This window comes from Corticicoccus populi, from assembly GCF_042686195.1.
Taxonomy (GTDB): domain Bacteria; phylum Bacillota; class Bacilli; order Staphylococcales; family Salinicoccaceae; genus Corticicoccus; species Corticicoccus populi.
Map to the genome: position 1 here is coordinate 47,477 of NZ_JBHUOQ010000004.1, position 15,621 is coordinate 63,097.

The 15,621-nt window shown below is 39.6% G+C and carries 18 protein-coding genes; 5 read left to right on the plus strand and 13 right to left on the minus strand.

From position 1 onward, the window contains the following. Positions 1-8: 8 nt before the first annotated feature. The gene (locus tag ACFSX4_RS09880; protein WP_377774121.1) at positions 9-1,190 is read right to left on the minus strand and encodes an MFS transporter; all 1,182 of its coding nucleotides are present in this window, start codon (positions 1,188-1,190) and stop codon (positions 9-11) included. Positions 1,191-1,307: 117 nt separating this feature from the next. Here ACFSX4_RS09880 and ACFSX4_RS09885 point away from each other — a divergent pair, with 117 nt between their 5' ends. After that, complete coding sequence (locus tag ACFSX4_RS09885) at positions 1,308-2,213, plus strand: LysR family transcriptional regulator (protein ID WP_377775367.1); 906 nt, start codon at positions 1,308-1,310, stop codon at positions 2,211-2,213. Between the two features lie 70 nt (positions 2,214-2,283). On the opposite strand, the gene argH is transcribed toward ACFSX4_RS09885, so the two are convergent. The 7 genes from argH to ACFSX4_RS09920 form a co-directional block, all read right to left on the minus strand. Then, the gene (gene argH / locus ACFSX4_RS09890; RefSeq protein ID WP_377774123.1) at positions 2,284-3,600 is read right to left on the minus strand and encodes an argininosuccinate lyase; all 1,317 of its coding nucleotides are present in this window, start codon (positions 3,598-3,600) and stop codon (positions 2,284-2,286) included. A gap of 48 nt (positions 3,601-3,648) precedes the next feature. After that, positions 3,649-5,163 (minus strand): Na+/H+ antiporter NhaC family protein, encoded by a 1,515-nt coding sequence (locus ACFSX4_RS09895; protein WP_377774125.1) that lies wholly within the window; start codon positions 5,161-5,163, stop codon positions 3,649-3,651. A gap of 167 nt (positions 5,164-5,330) precedes the next feature. Next, positions 5,331-6,644, minus strand: coding sequence for a hypothetical protein (locus ACFSX4_RS09900; protein ID WP_377774127.1), 1,314 nt, complete (start codon positions 6,642-6,644; stop codon positions 5,331-5,333). Between the two features lie 207 nt (positions 6,645-6,851). After that, entirely contained in the window at positions 6,852-7,022 is a 171-nt protein-coding gene (locus ACFSX4_RS09905; protein ID WP_377774129.1) for a hypothetical protein, read from the minus strand. Between the two features lie 50 nt (positions 7,023-7,072). After that, positions 7,073-8,026, minus strand: a complete 954-nt coding sequence (locus ACFSX4_RS09910; protein ID WP_377774131.1) for a D-2-hydroxyacid dehydrogenase — start codon at positions 8,024-8,026, stop codon at positions 7,073-7,075. 16 nt (positions 8,027-8,042) lie between these two features. Continuing rightward, on the minus strand, positions 8,043-8,444 hold the full coding sequence (locus tag ACFSX4_RS09915; RefSeq protein WP_377774133.1) for a VOC family protein: 402 nt from the start codon (positions 8,442-8,444) through the stop codon (positions 8,043-8,045). 2 nt (positions 8,445-8,446) lie between these two features. Further along, positions 8,447-8,806 (minus strand): cupin domain-containing protein, encoded by a 360-nt coding sequence (locus ACFSX4_RS09920; RefSeq protein WP_377774135.1) that lies wholly within the window; start codon positions 8,804-8,806, stop codon positions 8,447-8,449. A gap of 101 nt (positions 8,807-8,907) precedes the next feature. Between ACFSX4_RS09920 and ACFSX4_RS09925 the strand changes: the two genes are divergently transcribed. The 3 genes from ACFSX4_RS09925 to ACFSX4_RS09935 are packed head-to-tail and all read left to right on the plus strand — an operon-like array spanning position 8,908 to position 9,892. Then, positions 8,908-9,411: a GNAT family N-acetyltransferase gene (locus ACFSX4_RS09925; RefSeq protein WP_377774137.1), complete on the plus strand. Its 504-nt coding sequence runs from the start codon at positions 8,908-8,910 to the stop codon at positions 9,409-9,411. An 11-nt stretch (positions 9,412-9,422) separates the two neighbouring features. Continuing rightward, the gene (locus ACFSX4_RS09930) at positions 9,423-9,629 is read left to right on the plus strand and encodes a hypothetical protein (protein WP_377774139.1); all 207 of its coding nucleotides are present in this window, start codon (positions 9,423-9,425) and stop codon (positions 9,627-9,629) included. Further along, positions 9,626-9,892, plus strand: coding sequence for a GNAT family N-acetyltransferase (locus tag ACFSX4_RS09935; protein ID WP_377774140.1), 267 nt, complete (start codon positions 9,626-9,628; stop codon positions 9,890-9,892). Before ACFSX4_RS09930 ends, ACFSX4_RS09935 begins: the two co-directional genes overlap by 4 nt. 372 nt (positions 9,893-10,264) lie before the next feature. Here ACFSX4_RS09935 and ACFSX4_RS09940 read toward each other — a convergent pair whose 3' ends face one another. From ACFSX4_RS09940 to ACFSX4_RS09960, 5 genes are all read right to left on the minus strand, one after another. Next, on the minus strand, positions 10,265-11,041 hold the full coding sequence (locus ACFSX4_RS09940; protein ID WP_377774142.1) for a hypothetical protein: 777 nt from the start codon (positions 11,039-11,041) through the stop codon (positions 10,265-10,267). Between the two features lie 11 nt (positions 11,042-11,052). After that, positions 11,053-12,063 carry a DUF2332 domain-containing protein gene (locus ACFSX4_RS09945; protein WP_377774144.1) on the minus strand — a complete coding sequence of 337 codons (1,011 nt, stop codon included), beginning with the start codon at positions 12,061-12,063 and terminating at the stop codon, positions 11,053-11,055. A gap of 25 nt (positions 12,064-12,088) precedes the next feature. After that, positions 12,089-12,637, minus strand: a complete 549-nt coding sequence (locus ACFSX4_RS09950) for a GNAT family N-acetyltransferase (RefSeq protein ID WP_377775369.1) — start codon at positions 12,635-12,637, stop codon at positions 12,089-12,091. A gap of 92 nt (positions 12,638-12,729) precedes the next feature. Then, a complete protein-coding gene (locus ACFSX4_RS09955; RefSeq protein ID WP_377774146.1) occupies positions 12,730-13,887 on the minus strand; it encodes an FAD/NAD(P)-binding protein in 1,158 nt (385 codons plus the stop codon). 4 nt (positions 13,888-13,891) lie between these two features. Continuing rightward, positions 13,892-14,233 (minus strand): hypothetical protein, encoded by a 342-nt coding sequence (locus ACFSX4_RS09960; protein ID WP_377774148.1) that lies wholly within the window; start codon positions 14,231-14,233, stop codon positions 13,892-13,894. Between the two features lie 172 nt (positions 14,234-14,405). Between ACFSX4_RS09960 and ACFSX4_RS09965 the strand changes: the two genes are divergently transcribed. Then, positions 14,406-15,509 carry a 5-methyltetrahydropteroyltriglutamate--homocysteine S-methyltransferase gene (locus ACFSX4_RS09965; protein WP_377774150.1) on the plus strand — a complete coding sequence of 368 codons (1,104 nt, stop codon included), beginning with the start codon at positions 14,406-14,408 and terminating at the stop codon, positions 15,507-15,509. Positions 15,510-15,621: the final 112 nt, after the last annotated feature.

Genomic DNA, 15,621 nt, shown 5'->3' on the forward strand with positions numbered 1-15,621 from the left:
TTATACTTTTATACTGTTTTTCTTTCTGCAGCTGCTGTTCTGCCGTGAAGGATATAGTAAAGTCCGATCAATAAAAGTACCAACACGGAAAGTGCCAGGTAGAGATGACGATAGCCGAGGACGGGAATGAGAAGCCCGAGGATAAATGGTGAAAATCCGGCACCAAGGTCTGCAAGCATATAAAATGTAGATGTCGCAAGACCGATTTTCTCTTTCGGTGCTGCTTTGACCGCAATTGCCTGGGAGCTTGGGATCAGCGTACCGTAGCCGATACCGATAAATACGGCTGACAAAAGCAGCGTAAAACCGGTGGTCGATAATCCCAGAATACTGAGTCCGATAATAAATGAAATAAACGCCGGATACATCACTTTATTCTCACCGTAGTAATCAAATATTTTACCTGTAAACGGACGGGTAACGAGTGTACTTACTGCATACACAATAAAAAAGAAACTTGCTACTGTTACGAGGCCGATGGTTTCTGTATAAGCTGTTAAAAATGACAGCACACCTGCATATGCCACACCGACAAATACCGCAACAATTGAAATCGGCAGTGCTTCTTTCTGAAGATATTTTGAGATGCCTTTCACTGATTCGTTTTCCGCCGCTGAAACAGGTGTTACAGGGACTTTATTCACAAAAACAGACATTAACAGACTGAAGATAATGACTGAAAGACAGAAGACAAAGTTGACTTGATATCCAAGTTCTCCGTTAATCAGAATACCGATAAACGGACCGATGGCGGATGCGACCGTTGTACTCAGCGCATAGTAGCCGATACCGGTCCCTTTACGGGATTCCGGTACAATTTTAGAGGCAATTGCACCTGTCGATGTTGAGGAAATACCAAATGCAATACCGTGAAGGAATCTGACAAGCATCAATATCACCAGACTGTGAATCGTAAAATACAACGCAATGGTTATGACGGATGCAAAAAGCCCGATCAAGAGTATATTTTTCGGCTGCACCTGGTCGATGTACTTACCGGCGTATAACCGGCCGAACAGCATACCGATGATAAATATTCCTGCCGCGAGACCACCCATGCCTTCACTGGCGTGATATTTTTCTATCGTAAAGATTGTCATGGTAACAATCAGTGAATAATGAATGATATACATTAAAAAATTAACAAAAGTAATCAGAAGAAAATCTTTAGTCCATATCTTTTCTGTCATAGTAATAAACACCGCTTTCTAAAAACATTACTATATCAGTATAGGTATTAATATTATTATTGTATAATTAAAATAATAGATGTTTACATTAGCCGAACTTATGGAAGGTGACCAAGAATTAACTTTGACCAATTAAATTATGTAAAAGGGATTATAGAGACCGGCTCAATGACCCATGCCGCAGAAAAGATTCATATCAGCCAGTCTGCATTAAGTCAGTCCATCGTCAGTCTTGAAAAGGAACTCGGGCACCGCTTGTTTCAGCGTTCAAGAAGCGGCACTATTCCTACAGAGAACGGCAGAAAACTGATTCCGGTTATTTTGGAAATACTTGAGGCTGAGAGAAAGCTTAGAGACACAGCCACTACACTTTCTGCGACACTTAAGGGAACACTGACTGTTGCGACAACACCATCATTATTTATGACACTCATCCCTCAGGCACTCGCACGCTTCAAGGAAGATTACCCGCAGATTGAAGTGCAGATGATAGAAAGAGAGAACGATGAAATCATTGCCGCAGCATCGCGTCGGGAAGCGGATATCGGATTATGTTCACTTCATGCGAATGAAGAAGCTGCCGCTGAGTTCTCAGTATATCCACTCTTCTTATCCACCCGTTTCAAAGCCATTGTTCCTAAAGATTCAAGACTTGCATTTCATGATACTGTGACACTTTATGACATACAGCAGTACCCTTTCATCCTGTTCGACAGAGAATTTTACAATCTTCAAATCGAACACTTTGAAGCTGAAAACGGTCCGCTCAATATACTATTCAATACTAAAAACCCGAGTGTCCTGTTCCGTTCGGTATCTAATGGCACCGGCGTCAGTATTGTATCGGATTTAATGCTTTATAACGATCCCTATTTGCAGAATGAATCCATCACTGCTATTTCAATGGGCTACCCGTTTAATACAGATATTCACTTTGATGCCATCGCAGATAAAAATCCACTGAAACGTGAACTGATTGAGACCTTTATTACCTATTTAAGAAATGCAAAAGACCAGCTTTAGAGGCTGGTCTTTTGCATAATTGTTTGTAGATTCCTTAGATAAAATATCCGTTATAAGCCAACGTCAGCTGCTACAACAACTCGACTTTTGTTCCTTTTTTCAGGATGTTTTCATAATCGATATAATCATAGATATCATCACCTATATCACTGCTGAATGTTTTAAGCTCTTCGACTGTTAAGTCTTCAATACCTTTTTCATTATTTTCGCAGTAGATGACAATATTACCGACAATTCCGTGGGCATCTCTGAACGGCACGCCCTGCTTCACCAGATAGTCCGCAAGCTCTGTCGCGTTTAAAAATCCTTTTTTCACTGCACGTTTCATGCTTTCTTCTTTCACTTTAAGGGTTTCAATCATATGACTCATAATTTTCACACATGAGATTGTGTTGTCGAGTGCCGGGAAGAAAATCTCTTTCTCTTCCTGCATATCCTTGTTATATGTGAGAGGAAGGCCTTTCATCACGGTCAGGAGTGACATTAATGCACCGTAAACCCGTCCAGTCTTACCGCGAATCAGCTCTGCTGCATCCGGATTTTTCTTCTGCGGCATGATACTGCTGCCGGTCGAGTAGGCATCATCAATTTCGATAAAATCAAATTCCTGACTGCTCCATAAAATCAGTTCTTCACTGAGACGGCTTAAATGCATCATCAAAACAGCAAATGCTGAACTCAACTCAATCAGGTAGTCTCTGTCACTGACACCATCCATCATATTGGCTTTTGCCTTTGAAAACCCAAGTTCTTTTGTTGTCATTTCACGGTTAATATCATGTGTAGTCCCTGCAAGTGCACCACAGCCCAAAGGATTCTCATCCATGTTTTCCAGTGCATTTTCCACTCTTTTAATATCTCTTGAAACCATTTCATAGTAGGCCATCAAATGATGCTTGAATGTAATGACCTGTGCCCGCTGAAGATGAGTATATCCCGGCATAATAACAGGGTTCTCATCGGCGGTCTTTTTAAGACTTTCTTTCAGTGTCACGAGCACATCGATAACTTCCCGTGCTTTCTTTCTTGTATACATTCTTGTATCCACTGCGGTCTGATCATTTCTGCTACGTCCAGTATGAAGTTTCTTTCCGACCTCACCGATTCTTTCAATCAAATTGACCTCGACAAAGCTGTGAATATCTTCGTAATCTCCTTCAACCTTAAGTCTGCCATCTTCAATATCAGAAAGAATAGACTTCAAACCGTCTAATATTTTCTGTCCTTCGTCTTCAGTCAGAATTTCACAGGCAGTCAGCATATTTACATGTGCAATGCTTCCCGTAATATCTTCAAAATATAAACGTCTGTCTATATCGAGAGAGCTGTTGAACTCCTCCATGATTTGATCTTCTGCTTTTCGAAAACGTCCGCCCCAAAGCTTCATTATTCAATTTCCTCCTTGATGTTTATCGGTCATATTCAACCATTAATACTATGCATTCTTTTCTTTAAAATTAAATCTGCTCAATATAAATGTACCAATAACCATTAATACTATCGCGAACAATGCTGTCCACTGACTTTCTGTGATTGAGGCAAACATGAGTGCTGCCATTGTAATCACACTGTTAAAGACCGCAATTGGAATCTGGGTTTTATTGTGATCAATATGGTCACATCCTGCACCGGTTGAAGACAGGACAGTTGTATCTGAGATTGGTGAACAGTGGTCACCAAATATCCCGGCTGAAATCACTGCACCGATTGCGATATAAATTGAAATGTCCAAATGAAATGCCAAAGGAATCGCCAGAGGCAGCATAATCGCAAAAGTTCCCCATGATGAACCGCTCGCAAAGGACATTACCGCACCAACGATGAAGATAAGTAACGGAACAAATACTAACGGTACATTACCGTCAACAAGCTGAACGATGTACTCTGCAGTTCCCATTGCACCCAGCACGCCGCCTAAAGACCATGCTAAAATCAAAATGATAATTACGTTTGTCATCTTCTGCATACCTGAAGTATAAATTTCAAATGACTCTGCGATTGTTTTCACTTTAAAACCAACCATCAGAATAAGCAGTGTAAGACCTGCAAACAGATATGCTGTTGTTAAGGCCACTCTGAAAATATCCCCGTCAACCGGCGTCATCGGGAATCCCTGCGGAATTAATAAGCCAAATAACGTCACAAACAATACAATCAGAGGCAGCCAGATTAAAATCGGCTTACTTCTTGAATTTTCAGCTGCTTTCAAATCTTCCGGCATTCTCATTGGTTTTGAGTTCGGCCAGAATCTCTCACCTGTTTCAAATGTTCTTTTCTCAGCATTTTTCATCGGTCCGAAATCAAGTTTTGTAAATACAATCAACGGTACAATCAACACCGCAAGAATCGGATATATGAAAAACGGCAGGGAGTTCATAAAAGCGGTAAAATCACTCTCTGTGATTCCGAGTCTCTGATACTCCTGATTGATGAGTCCCATAATATAGACTCCCCAGCCGATAAAAGGCACCATTACAGCAACAGGTGATGCTGTAGAGTCAATAATCCATGCCAGCTTTTCTCTTGAAATCTTCAATTTGTCATATAATGATTCAAAAACAGGGCCGACAATCAGCGGTGTGCCAAGATCCGAGAAGAAAATAATAATTCCGCCGAACCATGTACCCATCTGTGCTTTAACCCTTGTATTCAGAAACTTGGTGGCACTTCCGGCAAAAGCCCGGCCCCCGCCTGATTTCTCCATAAGAGTAACAAAACCACCTATAAATAACAGCAGCACAATCACTCCTGCATTATAACCGTCTGACAACTGCACGAAGAAATAATCTCCAATCAGTGTTCGAATCGCGTCCAGCGGATTACCCAGCGACAAAATTAAAATCCCCGAGAATGCACCGACAAATAAAGAAAATATAACATTCCTTGTAGCAAACGCTAAAACTATTGCGATAATTGCAGGTAATACAGACCAAAATCCCCAATCTTCCATTTTAGTTCCCCCTTGTTTCTTTAATGATATAGATCATTAAAGGGTAAATACCCTTTAACATACCTATAATGATGTTTTCATAATACACCATTAATGAAATATTTGCAATATTTAAAATAAAAAGAAGAGCAGCATTTATTATACTCCTCTTCTGACCGGACTTCTATTTAATCTTTTACACTCACTAACCGGTATACTTTACTCGGTCTGCCTTTTGTCTCTGATGCCTGATCCCCTACATGTTCCAACAGACCGGCCTGACTGAGATTCGTTACTATTCTTCTTGAATTACGCGCCTCAATGTGAAGATGATTCACCAGGTCTTTTGATGTAAATTCAGGCCTTCCAAGGCTGTTAATCATCCCGATAATTTTATTATACGTCCGTAAGCTGATATTCGCGTCCTTCAGTTTGTCCGACACAATACCTTCTGTTGAAACCGTTGAAAATGCCATATGCTTTTTATTCCCGCGGGTTTCAATGACAACCCCCTCATCCTGAATCATTACAGACTCGGGATGCGTTCGTTTTTCAGTCTGTCGGACCGCCTGCACCGCATTCAGTTCTGCTGAAAAAGCGGTCTCCCCAAACCCGATTCCAATAGAAGCCGTAATATTATGCACGTTGCTGAATGACTGCTTCAACTGGTTAATTTTCCCGATATTCTTTTCTATAATCCCCCTGGAACTGAATATTGCATACCTGCCGTTCCCTTTTTCAAGTAGAGAGCCGTTCAAGCTTTGACACAGCTCAATCAACTGTTCCTTAATCTTCAGCTCCATATACTGCAGCTGATACGGACTTTTTGCATTTTCAATAATTTTATCGAACCCGTCCATATCCACCATAACAATCGCAATCTGTGTCTCCTTAAAATACAGTGTCTTCATCTTTTCCTTTACTATAAGAAGCGCCTGCCTAATTTCTGTATTGCTCATCGTATACCAGTATGCCGGAATTCCCTGTTCAGAGAGATTACTATAAACCTTCTGAAAACTCGTAATCACAGCTTTAACTTTTCCTGCTTCATACAATGACAGGTGATGTTCATACAATCCTTCAATATCTGTATCCACGTCATAGGTTTGAATAAAAATCTCCCCGAAATTAAAACTCAGCTGCTCCATCGCGTCATTGATTGTGTCCTCTGCATTATCGTCGATGCTTACAGTATCAACAGTGTTATTATGATCATGACCGATTTCTAAAAAACATCTATAAAGGTTCGCTTCAGTTGTTTTTACATAGACCAGGTGATCATCAGTTGAAAGCGCCCTTTTCGCTATCATGAAGGACAACTCCCCTGAAAACAGCCATATATCAATACGCTCATCATTTTCTCTGACAATACTATGTGTATCCTGTACGTTATCATAGGCAAACTTAACAAATGTAACATCATTCTCTGCTTTAAAATTGCCTGAAAGCGCCAGAATTCGCGCCGCAGTTGATTCAGAACCGACAATACCTATACTCAGCAAAATAACCCCTCCCCTATTTTCCATAATCGCCGTCATTACCGGATGATTATTGGATGCTCAGTTTCCAATGACCCGGATTCCCAGAGAACGACAGTACATAAATATTCCTATGTATTCATTCAAATATATCATAACTTTTCAAAACTGTACCGCCTGCTCCCCGCTGTTCATATATAATATACCCCCGGAAAATTCCGGGGGCAGCCTTTAAATCTTATTTCTGTTTTTCTTCAGTTCCTGAAACTCAGCTTTTAATGCTTTTTCTGTTCTCACTGCAGCACTTATTTTGCCTAAAGTAATGATATTGAAAATACGTACAGCCATAAACTGTACTGCTGAAAGAACGAGTGAAGTCTCTTTTTCAATAATTTGATTCATGTTATCCCTCCCGATTCATATCATCCATTAATATCCATTATAACTTAAATTTAGTACCCACGCTCGTGATTATACCTGTTGATTGAAGGTTGTGCTCCTCTGAGATATTCTTTCAAATTCGGAATAAAGATATCCCTTACTACTCTCCCATTATAATGGTCGGTGGATCCTGCTGTATGAGGTGTGATAATTACATTATCCATATCCCACAGTGCACTTTCCTCTGACAATGGTTCACTTTCAAAAACATCCAGTCCTGCACCTGCGATCTGTTTATTTTTCAGTGCCTCTATAAGCGCCGCTTCATCCACCACAGGTCCCCGTCCGATATTAACGATGAACGCACTGTCTTTCATCTCAGCAAATTGTGCTTTACCGATTAAGTGATGAGTTTCTTTTGTAAGAGGCAGTGCTGAAATAACAAAATCACTCCTTCTTAAAATTTCTGTCAACTGGTCCGGAGTATACATTTCATCCACATTATCTACCGCTTTTCCTGAATTCCTGACACCGAGCACTGTCATATTAAATGCCTTCGCAATTTTGGCAGTTTCCCGTCCGATTTCACCAACACCGAGTATCGCAATGGTTTTTTCGTGAATTTCACCGCCCGGCCTTGTCCTGCTCCATTCTTTTTTCTGCTGCGCTTTTTGATACGTATGAAACTCCCTTGTAAATCCAAGCATGAAAGCAAAAATAGTTTCTGAAATCGGATACCTGTGCACACCGCTCGCACTGGTTAAAGTAATTTTCTTTTCAGATATTTGCTTTAAATCGAGTGAGTCCACTCCTGCACTGAATGTCTGTACCCACTTCAGGCAGTCATTTTTAAAATAGAGCGCCTCCTTATCTTTTTTCCAGTGAAATAAAATCTCCGCCTCTTTTAAAATATCCTCGGATAAATCTTTGCCTGTATGAACAGACCACCCTTCCGCCGCTTCTTCAATTTCTTTCACATATTCCTCTTCCAAATCCATATGTACTGCCAGAATTCTTTCCATCATTTATCCCCCTCATATTTTATTCATTATATTCAGCAGCAATTTCAAGCTTAATCCGGTCCGGGTCTTCAAAATAAACAGCATAATGACTTCCGCCGCCCGCATACGGATATTCCCCGTCATATAACAGCGGAATATCACTGTCTATTAAATACTGCCTCAATTCATCCACTGACTCTGTATCCGACACTGAAAATGCCAGATGATTTAAGCCGATATTCTTTCTGTGATAGCCGTTAATCAGATACTTTTCTTCTGCCTGTACAAAAACAATATACGTACTGCCAAGTTTTAAACTGAATCCTTCTTCCCATTCCTGATACAATGTATAGCCGAGCTTCCCTAAAATGTTACTGTAAAATTCACGGCTTTGATTTAAATTGCCCGTATAGATCTCAATATGATGAATACCACCGTGCATATTCAACGCTCCTTTTCCTCCATAAATTGTCCGGAATCCATGGATTCCGATTCAATCACAATCGCAGTTAAACCGCTGTCTGTCCGTGTTTCATGAACTTCTCCGGCAGAGAAACCCACCGCCTCACCAGAAGATACTTCGTACCAGATATCTTCACAGCCTCTGACATATCCACTGCCGCCGGTCACAATGAACAACTGATTTACATGTGTTTCATGCGCACCGATATTGTCGCCGCCCTTTAAGTCCATATGTACAATCTGTGCCGGCTGTTCTGTCTGAATCATTTTGTTTAATATGAAATTTGAACCATACTTCGTCACCCGACGGCCTGTCTGCCCGTTAAAATGAAATATTTTCACAAAACACTCTCCCCCTAAAGTAATAATATTATTCCCCTTACAGCCATGTTTTAATCTATAATAACCTTAACAGTAAATCATAAAGAATGGATGAATATATCATGGAAATCAGTTTACGCCCGCTCTCTGAAGAATTATTTGAACAGCTTTACGCATTTGAAAAACTCAACCGCCGGTATTTTGAACAGAGCGTCCCCGGCAGAGGTGACGCTTATTATGAATATCCAAATTTTGTGATTAGAAATGATGTTCTTATCAAAAGCCAAAATAACGGTGTCGACTTTTTTTATTTAATCATGAATACTTCTGATGAAATTACCGGCAGAATCAATTTAACAAAAATAGACCGCCATGTGTCAGAGGTCGGTTATCGTATCGGTGAACAGTACACAGGGAAAGGAATCGCAAAGTCAGCGTTACTGCAGTTGATTACATCTGCAGAAGAAAAAGCACTGCAAAAAATTAATGCACAGACTACACTATCCAATATCGGCTCACAGAAAGTATTAACACATGCCGGATTCAAACATATTAAAACCGGTGACAAAGAAGAAATACTGCCCGGAAAAATCGACCAGTTTTTATACTATGAAAAAATTTTGTAAAGGGGATGCGTATGGAACTGAATCTCAGACGTACATTGGATGCCGGCCTTATTGCAGAACTCAACAAGGAGGTCCAGGACCTGCATGTTGCAGAACATCCTGATGTTTTTAAACCGTATATAAAAAAAGACATTGAATCATTTTTCTCAAGTTTAATCACACAGAGTGACATGATTTCGAAGTGCTGTATTGTGACAGTGTCCCAGCTGGATATGTGATATATAAAATAGATGAAAAACCGGAAAATCCATTTAAATACAGAGAAAAAGTACTGTTCATTGATCAAATCTGTATCCGTTCAGAACAGCAGGGCCAGGGCTTCGGCCAGTTCATTATGGAACGCCTCGAAAAGAAAGCAAAAGAACTGGACTGCCATTCCATTGAACTGGATTACTGGATATCCAACACTCAGGCACAGCGGTTTTATCAATCTGCCGGCTTTCAAACCTCACGGAACAGATGTGTAAAATATATTAAATAAGAGTAACATACTACACCTCACTATTACTTAAAGATATCATTTTAGGTTGACTAAACATAATTTTTAGGGTAACCTAAATATATGAATATCTTTATTCTGATTATTCTATATCACATTCAGACATCTTATAGAGATATTGTTCCATAAGAGTAACCACCTTTTGGAAAACAGTACAGCGCACAGGGCAGAACAGATGATTACTGACACCACATCCCTTTCCAATAATATAGAGAAACAACGAATCAAAAATTGATTCTAATCCTTGTACTCGTTCAGTATCACCTTAGATGAGTCATCATTTCCAATTGATTCCCTTCAATAAATAAGTCATGATTCCCAGATGCCCTGTGCCTGTTTTACTGTGTTCCCCATCTAGTATTCGGTCTTAAGCAGTGCACTGCGGAGCACTTCACCAAGACTGAGCGTTTCACTGTTTCCAACCACTTCTATAAACAGCAATTTAATTTTGTTGAATGATTTAATAAGCCCCTCTTTGTTCTGATTCTCAGTATATGTATCAAGATACTTTTTAATAAATGTTTCATCTAACGTGTTAAAGGCCTTGAATTGATGCAGCTTTTTCCCTTCATTCTCAACCTGAATCGTTCGTGTATAATATCTTAAATCTTCCAGTATATGATTGATATAAATGTAATTTTCTCTTTCAAATTCTCTAAAAAGCGTGAGAGAATAATATACAAATGTATCCACCCACATTTGATCCAGACTTTCTTTCTTTTCATACGCTTCAGATAACGCTGCAATCTTTCTTGAAACCTCTCCCGTTTCTTCATATATGCACCTTATCATCTTCGATTTCATCGATATATCCTTCACAGTCATTACAGATATATTAAACTCAAGAAAATGATTCAGCATATTGATTGTCATCAGAATATGTTCTGTAAAAGCAAATGTTTTTGAATAAAGAAGATTTTCTCCTTCAAAATACTGCATGATATGATTTCTGACGCCGTCCACCGAATCGATACTGTTCACCACTACCATTAAATCAATATCCGAAAATACATCGTTATAACCGGAGACCCCCGAACCAATCTGAACTATACCGATGACATCCCGGTCTTCCTTTAGAAACTTAAGCATTTCCTGGTATTCTGCTTCCCGCTCCTCTGTTGAATAATACATCCCGCTCCCCCTCATATAAACTGTTGAATTTTCCATTCGAACCACCTGCCATGTCCGTCTGTTTCACCGATTAGATAACTGTTTTTTCTGCCGCCGGTATATTCATCCATACGTAGTTTTTTATCAAATATATTATTATATATATGATACACCGTTCTTCCGTCAGCGATTAAATCGACTGCTTTAAGAAGTTCTTCTTTTTGATCTTCACTCATCTGATTAGCGACATGTGTATGAAAAATACAGAGTGTATTTTCTGTATTAATATTCTGAACGGTACTGTCCAAAATAGATACAGCATCCCCTTCAATCAATTCAACGTTCTCAGCTGTCACTATCTCTTTAGCTGCCTTCAGCATCTCTCTTCTTTGGTGATGTTCCGGCCATATTAATGCCTTCAGCCATAAATAATCATCGTCTGTATTTAAATCCATTACGTTCAAATCAATTCCAATCCGGTCTCTTATATCAGGAATATGATTTAAATCATGCGTCATTTCTCCAATTATTTTAGAATGAATTTCAAGCTCTGATGTACTGTTGCCGAATGTTCCCTCCACTCCCTCATAAACATAACGGTACTGATCCGCACACAGATTGAGCCCTGCACTTGTTCCAATTTCTATCAAACTAATTGGTGCATCATTTTTCTGACTGATCATACTAAATAAAGGATACAAATACGCTGTTCTCCGTACTTCATTAGTCTGTACACGTTTCTGATTCATTACCTGAATGAGTGCTTGTTGATGTTCCAGACAGAATTCTTCAAATGCATCGAATAAGCTGTTGAAATCGATGTCTTTCTCATGATACATCTCTGACAGTCTGTCATCATACCCTTTTAACAGAAGGTAATGTACCGCTGCAAAAAATAAATTCGGCACCGGCTGATTTCTGGAAATATTTCTGCATAGATTAAGGAGGCACGGCGTTTTGGCAATATGAAGTGAGAGCTGTTCATATAACCGGCTCGAACCCTTACATTCATTATCAGCAAAGTTTATAAAGTTCTGACTCATCATGTTATCACCTATTCTCTAGTATTCAGCTTCTTTGAATCGTATAAACCAGATGGTCTGTCCACTGATTATCTTCATATATAAACCCTTGTCTCACACATTCAAACGACATACCGGCACTCTCGGCAAGTTTAATCGACGGATGGTTATCAAGATTAATATGGGCCTCTATACGCTGGTAATTCAAGTGTTCAAAGGCAATTTCAAAGGCCGCTTTGACCGCTTCACTGCCGTCTCCCTGCCTGAAATACTGATTGTGTACAGTATAGCCGAAACACGCCCATTGAAAATTCATTCTGAGAAGCGTAGAGAAATCAATGTTTCCGATATGTGCCCCGTCGTCTTTTCTAAAAATCCCGAACACATAAACCTCATCATCTTCAGCCATCTTTTTATGTTTATCCACCAATGATTGGAACCACGCCTCAGTGCAGATACTCATATCCATGATACCCGGATCATATTTATACTGTGACGGCTTCCGGTTTTGAAATGAATGCAGCCATGCCGGGTAATCTTTTCTTTTCATCGGTCGGATAAAGAGACGCTTCGTTTCTTTTATTATTCCATTCATATTCATCACTGTTCTCCAAATTCCATATCCATATTTTGTATATCATAACATAAAAAAGCATCAGCCATTGACTGATACTCAATATCCTAATGTTATGCAAACTGGGTAATCCTTTCCGATACCTTTCTGGCGCCGGCAATATTTCTTGCAACAGGTCCTATTTCAAGTTCTGCGAGTGCACCTGCCACATAAAGTCCCTGCTTCCATTCCAATGATTTGGACACTACCGGGAATCCACAGGGCGCACAAGGCAGATTCATCTCTTTTATAACCGGATCAATCCAGGATTTCCCCGGCATTTTAATATCTGCACCCGTCGCAAGTACTACCGCACTCCCTTCCAGCACCTTTCCACCCTGGAGTTCCAACCTGAAGCGTCCATTTGTCTCTATCATATCTTTAATGTCCCCGGTATGAACTTTCAAATCACCGTTCCTTTCATATTTTTTAATCTTTTTATATAAATCCTTCGTGACAGATCCTCTATTCCGCGCTTCTTTAATCATCAACCGTCTGTCTTTATAACTTGTCACATTGTGATATCCATCCATGTATTTCGGTCCCAGCCATCCCGGATCACTATCAAAACGGTTGATTCTGAATGGATGACGTTTAATTAAATGAACAGACTGAATATTTTTATTACTGGATAGTGTACACGCCAGATGTCCGGCTGTCATACCCCCGCCTACAATAATCACATCGCCGGAGTCCGGAAGTTGATGATTCATATCAAATACATGTGTGATACTCTCCTCTTTTTTATACTTATCCATACATTCTGGATAGAAGGGAACATGATTAACACCAATCGCCAATATCACTTTCTCACTGGTAACACATGAAGCATCATCAAGTTCAACCTCCCACCCGTTTTTTGTTTTTGAAAGCCGGTTCACTGTGCCTTGTTTCCAGCAATTCATCACGCCTGTCTCTTCCATCAAATCCAAACAGTGCTCATTAAACATATCGAGACGCGGCCGTTTGTACTGTCCTCTAAAAGAAGCAGCATAATCATGCTTAGATGCATACTGTTTTAAACTAAAAGGGTTCGTATCTAAATGATGGACAACAGGAGATCTCAAATAATCCATCCCAATTTTTCCTGTTGTATGTCTCCACCGCTCCAAGGGTTCGGCATGAGGATCAATAATAATCAATTCCTCTTGAGTTACTTTCTTTTCTGACAACAAACGAGAAGCCACACAGCTTCCCTGAATGCCACCGCCTATTATCATCCATTTATACATACGCTTAACCTCTTTTCTCGTTCTCATCAATATAAAATCTTTGAACGTAACGGCATTCACCGACAGTCGTTTCATAACGTCTCTTCTGTTCCATATATTTGTCGATTCTGTTTTCTATATTTTCGAGTACTTCCAGCACTTTATACACCGGAATACCATATTCTCTTGCTGCTCTTTCATATATACCGGATACACTGACTGTTTCTATAAACGCTTCAGCTGTATTCGACATCTCTGCGATTTTATCTTCAGCACGGGTAATCTTTTGATAAAATACCTGTTCTTTTTCTGTTAATATCTGATAAATTGACTGGTTCGTCACAGATTCATTCAAATATTCATACATTTTCTCCACTCCACAAAACGTAATTGTTACGATTTAATTTATCACGAAATGATTCTTATTTCAATATTTATATAAATTGAAGATTCATTTTACAAACATTCTAAATATACATATAATTAATTACGTGATTAAGAGGAGGATTCCTCACAATATATCTTTGGGAGATGTAACTATGCTGGATATTAAATATGATATCGTGGGTTCATTTTTAAGACCCGATACGATTAAAAAGGCACGTGCAGAATATTTTAACGGAGACATTGAACTCTCTGCGCTTAGAGCAGTTGAAGATAAAGAGATTTCAGACTTAGTGGATAAGCAGGCGGCGCATGGTTTAAAATTCGTAACAGATGGTGAGTTCAGACGCAGATGGTGGCATCTTGACTGGCTGAAAGAGTTTGACGGTTTTACAACACAGCATTTTGAGAAAGAACGCGGCGGGGTTGTCCATAAAATCGAACTCGGATGCATTGAAGGTAAAATTTCTTATGATAAGAATAAAAATCATCCTGAAATTGATGCCTGGAACTTCTTGAAACAATGTGCGGAAAAACATGAAGATGTAGAGGCGAAAAAAGCCATCTCAGGACCAAACATGATTCTTGTCGATCACTACCTTCAGCTCGGAATTAAAGATACACCATACTATGGTGATGATATTGAAGCGGTCATTGACGATATTGCATCCGCATATCAGGCAGCAATACAGGATTTATACGACAACGGCTGCCGCTACCTTCAAATTGATGATACGTCATGGACTTATTTAATCGATGATAATTTCATTGGAAAAGTAGAGAGTCTCGGCTACACAAAAGAAGAAGTACTTGAATGGTTTAGAAAAGTGACTTCAAAATCCCTTGAAAATAAGCCCGCAGACCTTGTTATAGGCAATCATTTCTGTAAAGGGAATTTTAAAGGAAACCCATTATTCTCAGGGCATTATGATTCCGTGGCATCAATCATCAGCACACTGCCTTATGACGGCTTTTTTGTTGAGTATGATGATGAACGTTCCGGTTCATTCGACCCGTGGAAAGTCTTGAAAGGGACAGATAAAACATTCGTTGTCGGTTTAATTTCCACTAAAAACCCGAAAATGGAAACACATGATGAGATTAAAGAAAGATATGAGAACGCAAAGGCGGTAGTCGGTGATAATATCGCACTGTCCCCTCAATGCGGATTTGCTTCTGTGGAAGAAGGAAACACCATTGATGAAGACATCCAGTGGAAAAAGATTGATTTGCTGGTATCGTGTAAGGACTTTTTGTAGAAATCACAATAAAGCGGCGGTAAGAAAAACTCTTACTGCCGCTTCTATTTATATTTGATATTAACTGTGAACAAGGGATTTTATCCGTATTGGAGGATTTTATTCCTCAAAT